A 12,753-nucleotide genomic window follows, 5' to 3' on the forward strand; every position below is an offset into this window, starting at 1 on the left:
CGTCGACGCCATCAAACGCACAGCTCAGCGCCCACGTGCGGACCGTCCGGATCAGTGCGCAGCGGAGTGGTGATACCTGTTGCCGCCGGCGCGTTTTGCCTCGTACATCGCATCATCGGCAGCGCCCAACAGCTGATTCACCCGAGCCTGCAGATGGCCCGCGCCCCGGCGCAGCGACCGGATCGGCACCGACGCGGTCCCCACACTGGCGGTGATCGCCATCGGCAACGCGGCTATCCCATCGCAGAACCGCTGGGCCAGCGGACCCGGGTCGTCGGTGTGCCACTCGGCGGCGACGACGAACTCCTCACCGCCGGTGCGGGCGACGATGGCGATGATATCGGCGACGGCGTGGCCGAGGGCGCGCCCGACCGCCACGAGCGCGTCGTCACCGGCCTGATGACCGCGGGTGTCGTTGAGTCGCTTGAAATTGTCGAGATCGATCATCACGACCACCAGGTGCGCATCCGGGTCGATATCGCTCTCGTCGAGCATCCGCGCGGCATACCGGTCGAATGATCGGCGGTTCAACAGTCCGGTCAGCGAGTCTCGCCCGGCGCGTTCCAGATCCACCCCCAGCGACCGGATGAGCAGGTGGATCGCAATGGGCATGACGATGTTGATCTGGGTCACCAGGAACAGGTCGACCACGGCCACCGCGACATGCCCGGTGGCGACGATCCGCGATGCGATGACGATCGCGACCGTCGAGGCCACCACGAAGTTGTAGATGACCAGGCCCGTGGAATGGAAGAACCCGATGTAGGCGGCGCTGGTCGCGAACGCGACACAGCCGAGCAGGGCGCCATGGGGGTCGGAGAAGGACAGACACGCCAGCGCCACGCATGCGTTGGTGACGAACGCGAAGGCCAGTGATTGACGCCGCGATGGCCAGCGCGTGGCCCACAGGGCGGACCCGGCCACCCCACCGCAGAACGCGGCCCACATCATGGCGGTGGGCACTCCCGGCCGTGGTGCGTCGATACTGCGCAACAACACCAGCAGGCAGATCGCCAGGGACGCCGGGATGATGGTCATGACGACCCGCACCGCACCGGTGGCGCCGCGTGCGGCCAGGTAATCGGTGATCCACTCGTAGTGATGGGTCCGCGCCAACCACTGCCTCGATGGAGTCCCGACCACCGTCATCGCTCCGTTCAGGGTGTTGAGCAAATCGACACGAGGCTACCAACGCAACGGCGCCGCCGTCAGCGAACTGGCGAGCGCGCCGCTCCTTGAGCCCCACCGGCACACCAGCAAACGGAACGGACCCTACGCCACGGTGGCGGCACCACACCGGGCAAGATCTCCAGGCGTGGCACTCAGCATCGACGAAATCCTGGTGGCCGACCCTGCGGCCGCATGGACCGGCGCCGGGTTCGGCGTAGACGCCGACGGGGTCTGCCGGGTGGGGTCCGTGCGGATCCGCCTGGTCGGGCGGGAGCAGGGCACCGGCATCATCGGCTGGTCGTTGCGGGAGTTCGACGGGGCCGATGTGGACGGCATACCGACCGCATCGTCGCGGTCCGATCCGCCACAGCCCGGTGAGCACCCCAATGGCATCGTCGACATCGACCATCTGGTGATGATGTCGCCCGACCTGGATCGGACCGTTGCTGCCCTGGGGTCGGCGGGGGTGCTGCCGCGTCGGGAACGCGATACCGAACTCGGCGGACGACCCGTCCGGCAGATCTTCTATCGGCTCGGCGCGGTGATCCTGGAGGTCATCGGTTCCCCCGAGACGCGTGCCGACGGACCGGCCACCCTGTGGGGTATCACCTACACCGTCGCCGATATCGACGCGGGCGCCGCCTTGCTCGGCGAGCTGACCTCGCGGGTCAAGGACGCCGTGCAGCCCGGGCGCCGGATCACCACGCTGCGCCACCAGCAGCTCGGCATGTCGGTTCCCAGTGCGTTCATCTCGGCACCTATTCTCGGCAGATGACCGACGAGCCCGTCATCATCCACACCGACGGTGGCTGCCGGCCCAACCCGGGACCGGGCGGTTGGGGCGCGGTGCTGCGCCAGCGCCATCACGTCCGGGAGATGTTCGGTGGCGAGCCGGACCGGACCAGCAACAACCGGATGGAACTCACCGCGCCCATCATGGCGTTGGAGGCGCTCACCCGTCCGGTGACGGTGCACCTCTACACCGACAGCACCTACGTGCGTAACGGGATCACCACCTGGGTTCGCGGCTGGGAGCGCAATGGCTGGCTGACCGCGGCCAAGGAGCCGGTGAAGAACGTCGACCTGTGGCAGCGGTTGCAGGCCGCATGTGCGCGCCACCAGGTCGAATGGTTCTGGGTGAAGGGCCATTCCGGGATTGCCGACAACGAGTTGGCCGACGTGTTGGCCACCCGGGGACTGGAAGCCGCGGTGGCCGCGGCGGGCTGACCGTCTCCGCTGCCGCACAGCCACTCTCGGTGATCACCATGCCATCAGAATCGGAATCGGACTGGACCGTACGTCCCCGGTCGGGGTTGGGACGACTGGAATTCGGCATGTCCCCGGCACAGGTGGACGCGCTGGCGGCGACCTACGGGGTCATCACCGGTCGCGGTGCCGATCGTGTCGCCGACGATATGCTGCGCGAGACCCTGGCCATGTTCGGTGACGCCATGACCGAGGACGAGAAACAGGACTTCATCGCCGAGTACACCGGCAGCGGTCCGTCCGCGGACAGCGTGACCGAAACGCGCGGCGACCTCGTGCTGCGGTATGCGGCGGACCGGCTCTGCGAGATCATGCCCGCCCACCCGCGACGCCCGGTGTTCCTCGACGGCAGCGACCTTTTCGCGCTTGCCGGCCTCGACGCGTTGCGATTGCTCGAACGGCGCAACCAGGGCCCGGGTCGGTATGCCGATACCGAAGCGGCGTTCGACGAACTCGCCATCTCGGTGGACGGGTTCAGCGTGCACGATTCGACGTCCGGCGTGCTGGCGCTCGATGATTCCGACGAGCGCTTCCGGCAACGGACGGTGCTGCTGCGGGACGCCCCCTACTTGCCTGCGCAGGAAACGCAGCGCTACACCGTGCAGTCGTTGCCGCCGGCCACCGATCGGTAGCCCTACTCCCAGACCACCTCATCCGGCGACTTGTCGGGGCGTAGTCCTCGCCAGCTGGGCTGACGCAGCCGCTTGTCCGATGTCCGCTCGCTGTAGCGGACCTCCCCGACCAGTTCGGGCCGCACATAGGTGACCCCCTTGGCGTCCGGCCCGGAAAGTCTTGTCGTGAAGGGGGAATCGGAGGTCTCCAACGGCGCCAATGTGGTCCGCAGGTCCGTGAGCATCTTCTCGGTGAAACCGGTACCGACGCGGCCGACGAACTGCAGCCCGTCCCGGTCCGGCACACCCACGACAAGTGCGCCGATCCCGCTGGTGCGACCGCCCTCGCCGGCCCGCCAGCCGCCGATGACCACTTCCTGGGTGCGCCACAGCTTGTCCTTGATCCAGGACCGCGACCGTCGGCCCGGTTGATAGGTCGAGTCCCATTTCTTGGCGATCACGCCCTCATAACCGTGCTCACGCACGTACTCCAGCGCGGCGGCACCGTCACCGTCGAGCAGTTCCGGCACGATGAGGGCGCCGTCCCCACCCAGCAGTTCCAGCAGCTTTCGGCGGTCGCGATACTTCGCGCGCAACAACGAACGGCCATCCAGGGCAAGCAGATCGAATGCCCAGAACTCGATATTGCTACCCGCCGCCCGATTCTGCATGGCACCGAAACTCGGCACGCCGTCGGCATCCAAAGCCACGACCTCGCCGTCGAGGATCAGCCGATGCTCGGCGAGATCTGCTGCCAGCGAGCGCAACTGCGGGAACTCGGCGGTGATGTCGCGACCGCTGCGCGAGCGCAGCATCAACTCACCGTGATCGATCTCGACCAGCATGCGGTACCCGTCCCACTTACCCTCGAACGCCCAGCCGGCCGGTGTCAGCTTGGCCACCGAACCATGGGTCGCGAGCATCGGTTTCAGGTCTGCCACCGTCGTGACGGGCTGCTCCTTCATACGGTGCGCCAGCCAGTTCTTTCCCCCGGTCTGGATCAGCGCGTAACGCCCACGCACCTTGGCGCCGTGCAGCGTCACGATCACCTCGCCTTTTGCGTGCCCTTTTCCGTCCGTGTCGATCGGCTTCTCACCGTCGACACCGGGATCGCGGAACTTCTCGGCCTCGTAGGTCCCGGCGTCCCAGATGATCACCTTCCCGCCGCCGTACTCCCCTGCCGGGATGTCCCCTTCGAAGGTGGCGTATTCCAGCGGGTGGTCCTCGGTGTGGACGGCCAGGTGGTTCACCGATGTCATCTCGGGCAGGTTCTTCGGAATCGCCCAGGACACCAGCACGCCGTCGCGTTCCAGCCGGAAGTCGTAGTGCAGCCGGCGCGCGTGATGCTCTTGGATGACGAAGGTGTTGTCGTGCCCCACCGCGGGCGGTGCCGTCGGGACCGGTTCGGGGGTCTTACCGGCATCGCGCATGGTGCGATACGTGCTCAGCCGGTCCTCGACGGGCAGCGGATCGTCCAGAGCCGTCAGCAGATCGCCGTCGCGTTCCAGTCGGTGCAGCACCTCCTCGAAGTTCAGCTGCCGCAGGTCGGGATCGGCGAGTTCCTCCCAGGTGCGCGGTGCGGCCACGGTGGGCTCGGCGCGGCCACGCATCGAGTAGGGCGCGATGGTGGTCTTGGCCGCGCTGTTCTGGCTCCAGTCCACGAACACCTTTCCATCCCGCAGGCTGCGCGTCATGGTGGCGGTGACCTGGGTCGGCATGCCCTTCTCCAGCGCCAGCGCGATTCGCTTGGCCAGCACCGAAGCCCCTTGGGAGCTGATCGGATCGGCCAGCGGCACGTACAGGTGCACGCCCTTGCTGCCGCTGGTCAACGGGTAGGCGGTCAGGCCGATGTCCTCGACGTAGCCGCGCACCTCATGGGCGACCTCACAGAGCTGCCGGAAGGTCACGCCTTCACCCGGATCGAGGTCGAACACGATGCGGGTCGCCGGCCCGGGCGCCCCGTGCGGGTCGAACCGCCACTGCGGAACGTGCACCTCCAGCGATGCCTGCTGGGCGATCCAGGCCAGTCCTTCGGCGGTGTCGATGATGGGGTAGGTCGTAGTACCGGAGCGGTGCGTCACCGATCCGCGGCGCAGCCAGTCCGGCGCCGAGGACGCGAGTTGCTTTTCGAAGAAGTCCGATTGGCCGACGCCGTTGGGCCATCGCTTGCGCGTGACGGGGCGGCCGGCGATGTGGGGCAGCATCGCCGCGGCGACCGCGACGTAGTAGTCGAACACCTCGGCCTTGGTGGTGCCGGTCTGCGGATACAGCACCTTGTCCGGATTCGTCAGTTTGACCCGGCCCACACGCTCCACCACCGAATGATATTTCCCGGCAACCACCAGATCGGAATGCCCGCTGTTACCGTTGCCTATGCGGTCGATCTGGAAAGGTTCGGTCTCCTTCGGTCTGGTCAACGTGCCGGTCAAGGTCTACAGCGCCACCGAGGACCACGACATCAAGTTCCACCAGGTCCATGAGAAGGACAACGGGCGCATCCGCTACAAGCGGACCTGCGAGGTGTGCGGCGAGGTGGTCGAGTACCGCGATATCGCCCGCGCGTACGACTCCGAGGACGGCCAGACGGTCATCATCACCGATGAGGACATCGCCACCCTTCCCGAGGAACGCAGCCGCGAGATCGAGGTCGTGGAGTTCGTGCCCGCCGACCAGCTCGACCCGATGATGTACGACAAGAGCTACTTTCTGGAGCCGGACTCCAAGTCGACGAAATCCTATGTGCTGCTTGCCAAGACGCTGGCCGAGACGGATCGGGTGGCCATCGTGCACTTCGCGTTGCGCAACAAGACGCGCCTGGCCGCGTTGCGGGTGAAGGATTTCAGCAAGCGCGATGTCATGGTGATCCACACGCTGCTGTGGCCCGACGAGATCCGCGACCCGGACTTCCCCTCCCTGGACAAGGATGTCGAGATCAAACCGGCCGAGCTCAAGATGGCCGGCCAGGTGGTCGAATCCATGACCGATGACTTCAAGCCCGACCAGTTCCGTGACGATTATCAGGAGCAGCTACACGAACTGGTGCAGGCCAAACTCGAAGGTGGCGAGGCGTTCACCGTCGAGGAACCGCCGACCGACCTCGACGAGACCGAGGATGTCTCCGACCTGCTGGCCAAGTTGGAGGCCAGCGTGAAGGCCCGCGGATCCGGATCGTCGGGCAAGGACGAGCCCAAGAAGGCACCGGCCAAAAAGGCACCGGCCAAGAAGGCTGCCGCCAAAAAAACACCGGCCAAGAAGGCACCCGCAAAGAAAGCACCCGCCAAGAAGGCCGCCGCCGAGAAGTAGCGCGACCGAGGTTCACACCTGGGACCGATCTCCTCCCGAAAATGTCCCTGATGTGGAACTCGCACACCGGAGCCGCGAATGTGCACTCCGAGGGTGTTGTGCACCGCATCGGTTTCCGTGAGCCTCACATCTCGACCCCGAAATCTGGGCTGCCGCGCCATGTGTCAGCCGCCGACAAATTAGAACGTGTTCCAGAAATCTCGTCCGAGGCTTCCCCATGCTTGTTACCGTGGCGCCGACGGCAGAAACGAGGCATTCATGATTCTGGACAGATTCCGACTCGACGATCAGGTGGCCGTGGTGACCGGCGCCGGTCGCGGATTGGGTGCCGCCATCGCGGTGGCCTTCGCCGAAGCGGGCGCTGACGTGCTGATCGCGGCGCGCACCGAGTCCCAGCTCCAGGAGGTCGCCGCCCAGGTGGAGGCGACCGGACGGCGCGCACACATCGTGGTCGCCGACCTGGCGCATCCCGAGGCGACGGCGGCGCTGGCAGCGCAGGCGGTCGAGGCGTTCGGGAAACTAGACATCGTCGTCAACAATGTCGGCGGAACCATGCCCGCCCCGCTGTTGAACACCTCCACCAAGGACCTCAGGGACGCGTTCACGTTCAACGTCGGCACCGCCCACGCGCTGACCACCGCGGCGGCCCCGCTGATGCTGGAGCATTCCGGCGGCGGGTCGATCATCAACATCACCTCGACGATGGGCAGGCTGGCCGGGCGCGCCTTCGCGGCCTACGGCACCGCCAAGGGGGCGCTGGCGCACTACACCCGACTCTCGGCGCTGGACCTCTGCCCGCGCATCCGCGTCAACGCCATCGCACCCGGATCGATCCTCACCTCCGCGCTGGACGTGGTGGCCTCCAACGAGGCGCTGCGCGATCCGATGGAGAAGGCGACACCCATGCGCCGGCTGGGCGACCCGACCGATATCGCCGCGGCGGCAGTCTATTTGGCCTCCCCCGCCGGCAGCTACCTGACCGGTAAGACCCTCGAGGTCGACGGCGGGCTGACCTTCCCCAACCTCGACCTGCCCATCCCGGACCTGTGAGGAACCATGTCTGACACATCAGCTTCCACACCCACACCGATCCGGGTCGCCGCCATCGGCACCGGAAACGTCGGCCGCCACGCCCTGCGCCAGCTCATCGAGGACCCGCAGTACGAACTCACCGGGGTGTGGGTGTCCTCGGCGGCCAAGGCCGGCAAGGACGCCGGAGAGCTTGCCGGACTGGATGTTTCGACCGGCATCACGGCGACGGACGATCTCGGGGACATCCTGGCCACCGCACCGGATTGCGCGGTCTACACGGCGATGGCCGACAACCGGCTGCCCGACGCGCTCGAGGATTACCGGCGCCTGCTGGCCGCTGGCATCAACGTCGTCGGCAGCGCGGCGGTGTTCCTGCAGTACCCGTGGCAGGTGCTGCCCGCCGAACTGGTCACCCCGATCGAAGAGGCGGCGCGAAAGGGGTCTTCGAGCATCTTCGTCAACGGCATCGACCCCGGTTTCGCCAACGACCTGCTGCCGCTGGCGCTCGCAGGGACATGCCAGCGTGTCGAGCAGATTCGCTGTATGGAGATCGTCGACTACGCCACCTATGACAGTCCCACCGTCATGTTCGACGTGATGGGCTTCGGCAAGAGCACCGACGAACTGCCGATGCTGCTGCAGCCCGGTGTGCTGAGTCTGGCCTGGGGTTCGGTGGTGCGCCAACTGGCCGCCGGCCTGGGCGTCGAACTCGACGAGGTCACCGAGACCCACACCCGGATCCCGGCCCCCGAGGACTTCGAGATCGCGGCGGGGCCGATCCCCAAGGGCAGCACCGCCGCCATGCGTTTCGAGGTGCGCGGCATGGTCGACGGCCATCCCGCCGTGGTGCTGGAGCACGTGACCCGGCTGCGCGAGGACCTCTGCCCGGACTGGCCCCAGCCCGCTCAGGAGGGCGGTTCCTACCGTGTCGAGGTCACCGGCGAGCCGTCCTATGCACTGGACCTGTGCCTGAGCAGCCGCAAGGGCGACCACAATCACGCAGGTTTGGTGGCCACCGCCGCACGGGTGGTCAACGCCATCGCGGCGGTGGTCGCGGCCGAACCGGGCATCACGACCACACTCGACCTGCCGCTGATCACCGGCAAGGGGTTGTACGCCGCACCCTAGGCTGGACCGGTGGCCGACCATCTCTACTTCGCCTACGGCTCCAACCTGTGCACCGACCAGATGGCCGCACGCTGCCCGGATGCCCGCGGCCCGGTCCGCGCGATGCTCGCCGATCACGACTGGTTGATCAACGAGCGTGGCGTGGCCACCATCGAGCCCGCCGCGGGTGCCGAGGTGCACGGGGTGGTGTGGCGGATCAGCGATGCCGACCTGGACGTGCTCGACCGTGCCGAAGGGATCCCGGTCCGTTATCGGCGTGATCGCGCGACGGTCCGGACCGACGACGGACCCCGCGACGCCTGGATCTATATCGATCACCGCATCGAACCGGGCGCGCCCCGCCCCGGCTATCTGGAACGCGTCATCGCCGGGGCCACGCGCCACGGACTCCCGCAGCGCTGGCTGGATTTCCTGGACCGCTGGCATCCCGCGAACTGGCCACGGGCGCTGGCGCCATCCGCGACGCCGGGACCGCGGACCCTCACCGAGTTGTTGACCGACCCGCAGGTGGCGGAGTGCTCGACTCTGCGTGGGCCGTTCGGTTTCCTGGCCATCCACGGCGGTGGGCTGGAACGGATGACCGATGTCATCGCCGAGCGCGCGGCGGAGCAGGCCGGGGCGTCGGTGTACGTCGTACGCCACCCGCCGGACTACCCGCACCACCTGTCCTCGGCGGCGTACCGCGCGGCCGAATCGGAGCGCCTGGCCGAGTTCCTGGACCACGCCGAGCACGTCGTCTCCCTGCACGGCTACGGTCGCGTCGGGCGCGGCAACGAACTGCTCGCCGGCGGCGGGAATCGCGAATTGGCCGGGCACGTGGCCGCGCACATCGACATCCCCGGGCATCGGGTCATCACCGATCTGGACGCGATCCCGCGTGAGCTGCGCGGACTGCACCAGGACAATCCGGTCAACCGAACCCGCGGCGGCGGTGTGCAATTGGAGTTGGCACCACGGGTGCGTGGTATCAGCCCGCGCAGCGGCCCGCTCGGCGAGGAGGGGCTGAGCCGGCCGACCCGCGCCCTGATCGCCGGACTGGTCGCAGCGGCCCGGGCCTGGCCCCGAACCTGAAGACGATCGCGTTGATTCGACGAAAAGCCGCCATCGTCTTCAGATTCGACGCGACACCTACTCCTTCATGTCCAGCACCGGCGTCGGGCGCCGGAAGCCGTGGGTGACCACCAGCAGCCAACCGAATCCGACGGCCAGCCAGATCAACCCGAGCCGCAACGCGTCACCGGAAAGACTGGTCCACAACCACCCCGTGAGCGCGAAACCGATACCGGGCAGGATCAGGTTGTTCAGCACGTTCTTCTCACCGGCATCGACGAAGTAGTGCTTGATCACGGTCAGGTTCACCGCCGAGAAGGCCACCAGGGCACCGAAACTGACCACCGACGCCAGCAGCGCCAGGTCGATGACCAAGGCGAGCAGCGAGATCACCGATACCGCGAGGATCGCCCAGGTGGGGGTGCTGAACTTCACCGAGACGTGCCCGAACACCTTGCGCGGCAGCACACCGTCGCGGCCCATCGCGTACAGGATGCGCGCCACCGAGGCCTGCGAGGTGAGCGCCGATCCGGTGGCACCCGCCACGTAGGCCGCGGTGAAGAACGCCGAGAGGAACGCGCCGCCGGCGGCGACCATGACATCCACCGACCCGGTGTCGACACTCTCGAACGCATTCGACGGGAAGACCAGCTGTGAGGCGTAGGACAGCACGATGAACAGCACACCGCAGATCACGGTGGCCAGCATGATGGCCTTCGGCACATCGCGCCGGGCGTCCTTGGCCTCCTCGGAAAGTGTTGACACGGCGTCGAACCCGAGGAACGACAGGCACAGGATGGCCGCACCGGCCAGCACCGGAGCCATTCCCCCCGCGGTGCCGTCACCGGTGAACGGCGCCATGATGTCGACGGTTCCGGAACCCGAGATCGTCGCCACCGCCATGACGAGGAACACCACGATGAAGACCGCCTGCACCGCGATGATCACCGCGTTGGCGCGGGCCACCGAGACGATGCCGACGATGTTGAGCACCGTCACCAACACGATGGTCACCAGCACGATCACCCACTGCGGGATCGACGGCACCGCGGCGTTGAGATACAGCCCGATCACCATGTAGTTCAGCATCGGCAGGAACAGGTAATCCAGGAGCAACGACCAGCCTGCCAGGAATCCCACCGGCGCCCCGAAGGTCCTCTGGGTGTAGGCGTAGGCCGATCCCGCCACCGGGTAGGCCGCCGCCATCCTGGCGTAGGAGCGGGCCGTGAAGATCATCGCGGCCAGCGTCACCACATACGCCAGCGGCACCCGGCCGCCGGATTCGACGGTGACGATGCCGTAGGTGGTGAACACCGTGAGCGGCACCATGTAGACCAAGCCGAAGAGCACCAGCGAGGGCACTCCGAGGGCGCGTTTGAGCCTGCCCTCGTGCGGATCTGCCGAGATACCGACCAACGGCTCCGAAGTCGACATGTGCGCTCCCTCTTTACGGTGATGTAGCTGCGACGAACCCGGGCTCACCCCGGAGATAGGTGGCCCGCACCCCGATGCCGGGCAGTTCCAGCGGCGGGGTCGATCGCGGGTCGCGTTCCAGCCAGACCAGATCCGCGCTGGCACCGGGCGCCAACCTGCCCCAGATCGCTTCGGCGAAGGCCTGATCGGCCACGCCGGTGGTGTAGGCGGCCAGCGCACGTTCGATGGCCAACGTCTCCTGCGGTGTCCAGCCCCCGGCCGGTTCCCCCTCGGCGGTCTGCCGCGATACGCCGACGGCGATACCGTCCAGCGGAGCTCCCGAGGACACCGGCCAGTCCGAACCCAGTGCCAACGCAGCGCCGGACTCCGCCAACGAGCGCATCCGGTACTGCTTGTCGGCCCGCTCCCGGCCGAGCCGGGGCACGGTCAGCACGTTCATCAGCGCATCCTCCTGCGCCCACAACGGCTGCATGCACGGGATGACACCGAGGGCAGCGAAGCGGTCCAGATCGTCGTCGTCGACCAGCTGGACATGGGCGATCACGGGCCGCCGATCGCGGGGCCCGTTCTGCGCCACGGTGTACTCGATGGCATCGAGCGCCTGGCGGACGGCGGCGTCGCCGATGGCATGGATGTGGATCTGCAAACCGAGTTCGTCGACGCGTTGGCAGGCCCGGGCCAGCGAGTGTCCCTCCCAGACGGTCATGCCGTGGTTTTCCCCCGAGTCGCTACGCTCCTGCCCCCTGGAATGCGAATGCAGGCCCGAGCAGTAGGGCTGCAGCAGCGCACCGGTCTCGTTCTCCACCACACCGTCGGCGAAGAACTTCACCGTCTGCGCGGTCAGCATGGGCGAGCCGAGTTCGCTCACCTGCCGGTGGGCATCGGCGAAATGCGCCACCTGGTCGTCGAAATGCCGAGGGTCGGCGTAGAGGGCGAGGTTGAATCGCACCCGCAGCGCGCCGCGTCGGGCCGCCTCCAGATAGGTCTGCACGTCGCCGGGTTCCACCCAGGCGTCCTGAACCCAGGTCACGCCGTGGGCCAGGTAGTAATCGGCCGCGGTACCCAGGGCGGCCAGCCGGACCTCTTCGTCGCGGGCCGGCATGACGGCGGTCACCAGGTCGACCGCGCCCCATTCGCGCAGGGTGCCCAGCACCGACCCGTCGGGACGGTGCGGGATCTCACCGAGTGCGGGATCGGGGGTGTCAGCGGTGATGCCCGCGCGCTCCAGCGCGGCGGTGTTGCACCACACGGTGTGATAGTCCCAGGCCCGCAGCACCACCGGCCGATCGGCGACCGCGGCGTCGAGCCAGCGCGCGTCGAACAGGCCGTCGGTTGCCAGGCTGCCGTCATAGGACGCACCGACGATCCATTCCTGATCGGGATGGTCCTCGGCGTAGCGGCGGACGGCCGCCACGATCTCGTCGACCGAGGTGCACGGCCGTACCGCGGGGCCGACGAACTCCAGACCGCCGAGCAGCGGGTGGGCGTGACCGTCGCCGAAGGACGGCATCAGGAAACCACCCTGCAGGTCGACGATGTCGGAGCTTTCGGGTGCCTCGGCCACCGCGTCGGGTCCCACGGCGACGATGGCCCCGTCAGTGACCAGCAATGCGTCGGTGGACGGTTGACCGGGCACGCCGGCCCACACGGATCCGTTGCGAAACAAGGTCGACACCACGGATTTGCACATTACGCGGGGTTGGGAGTTTAGCAATTCGAATGTCACCCATCCGTTAGCCGAACGGTCCCGAATCACCAT

Annotated in this window: 11 protein-coding genes; 7 read left to right on the plus strand and 4 right to left on the minus strand. The window is 67.4% G+C overall.

Features of this window, described 5'->3' with window-relative positions:
- Positions 1 to 51: 51 nt before the first annotated feature.
- Positions 52 to 1,173: a GGDEF domain-containing protein gene (locus FBY28_RS08660; protein ID WP_216847578.1), complete on the minus strand. Its 1,122-nt coding sequence runs from the start codon at positions 1,171 to 1,173 to the stop codon at positions 52 to 54.
- 142 nt (positions 1,174 to 1,315) lie between these two features.
- Between FBY28_RS08660 and FBY28_RS08665 the strand changes: the two genes are divergently transcribed.
- The 3 genes from FBY28_RS08665 to FBY28_RS08675 are packed head-to-tail and all read left to right on the plus strand — an operon-like array spanning position 1,316 to position 3,068.
- Complete coding sequence (locus tag FBY28_RS08665; RefSeq protein WP_141865929.1) at positions 1,316 to 1,945, plus strand: VOC family protein; 630 nt, start codon at positions 1,316 to 1,318, stop codon at positions 1,943 to 1,945.
- Positions 1,942 to 2,397, plus strand: coding sequence for a ribonuclease HI (gene rnhA / locus FBY28_RS08670; RefSeq protein WP_141865931.1), 456 nt, complete (start codon positions 1,942 to 1,944; stop codon positions 2,395 to 2,397). Before FBY28_RS08665 ends, rnhA begins: the two co-directional genes overlap by 4 nt.
- Before the next feature lie 38 nt (positions 2,398 to 2,435).
- Positions 2,436 to 3,068: a hypothetical protein gene (locus tag FBY28_RS08675; RefSeq protein WP_141865933.1), complete on the plus strand. Its 633-nt coding sequence runs from the start codon at positions 2,436 to 2,438 to the stop codon at positions 3,066 to 3,068.
- 2 nt (positions 3,069 to 3,070) lie between these two features.
- On the opposite strand, the gene FBY28_RS08680 is transcribed toward FBY28_RS08675, so the two are convergent.
- Positions 3,071 to 5,362 carry an ATP-dependent DNA ligase gene (locus tag FBY28_RS08680; protein WP_216847579.1) on the minus strand — a complete coding sequence of 764 codons (2,292 nt, stop codon included), beginning with the start codon at positions 5,360 to 5,362 and terminating at the stop codon, positions 3,071 to 3,073.
- 58 nt (positions 5,363 to 5,420) lie between these two features.
- Between FBY28_RS08680 and ku the strand changes: the two genes are divergently transcribed.
- From ku to FBY28_RS08700, 4 genes are all read left to right on the plus strand, one after another.
- Positions 5,421 to 6,350, plus strand: coding sequence for a non-homologous end joining protein Ku (ku, locus tag FBY28_RS08685; protein WP_141865937.1), 930 nt, complete (start codon positions 5,421 to 5,423; stop codon positions 6,348 to 6,350).
- A 258-nt stretch (positions 6,351 to 6,608) separates the two neighbouring features.
- Entirely contained in the window at positions 6,609 to 7,400 is a 792-nt protein-coding gene (locus FBY28_RS08690; protein ID WP_141865938.1) for an SDR family oxidoreductase, read from the plus strand.
- A gap of 6 nt (positions 7,401 to 7,406) precedes the next feature.
- On the plus strand, positions 7,407 to 8,510 hold the full coding sequence (locus tag FBY28_RS08695; protein ID WP_141865940.1) for an NAD(P)H-dependent amine dehydrogenase family protein: 1,104 nt from the start codon (positions 7,407 to 7,409) through the stop codon (positions 8,508 to 8,510).
- A 9-nt stretch (positions 8,511 to 8,519) separates the two neighbouring features.
- Positions 8,520 to 9,581 carry a poly-gamma-glutamate hydrolase family protein gene (locus tag FBY28_RS08700; protein ID WP_141865942.1) on the plus strand — a complete coding sequence of 354 codons (1,062 nt, stop codon included), beginning with the start codon at positions 8,520 to 8,522 and terminating at the stop codon, positions 9,579 to 9,581.
- 57 nt (positions 9,582 to 9,638) lie between these two features.
- Here the strand turns inward: FBY28_RS08700 and FBY28_RS08705 are convergent, their stop codons facing one another.
- Both FBY28_RS08705 and FBY28_RS08710 read right to left on the minus strand, forming a co-directional pair.
- Entirely contained in the window at positions 9,639 to 10,994 is a 1,356-nt protein-coding gene (locus FBY28_RS08705; RefSeq protein WP_141865944.1) for an APC family permease, read from the minus strand.
- 13 nt (positions 10,995 to 11,007) lie between these two features.
- A complete protein-coding gene (locus FBY28_RS08710; protein ID WP_216847580.1) occupies positions 11,008 to 12,672 on the minus strand; it encodes an amidohydrolase in 1,665 nt (554 codons plus the stop codon).
- Positions 12,673 to 12,753: the final 81 nt, after the last annotated feature.

Source organism: Arthrobacter sp. SLBN-53 (assembly GCF_006715585.1).
Lineage (GTDB): Bacteria > Actinomycetota > Actinomycetes > Mycobacteriales > Mycobacteriaceae > Mycobacterium > Mycobacterium neoaurum_A.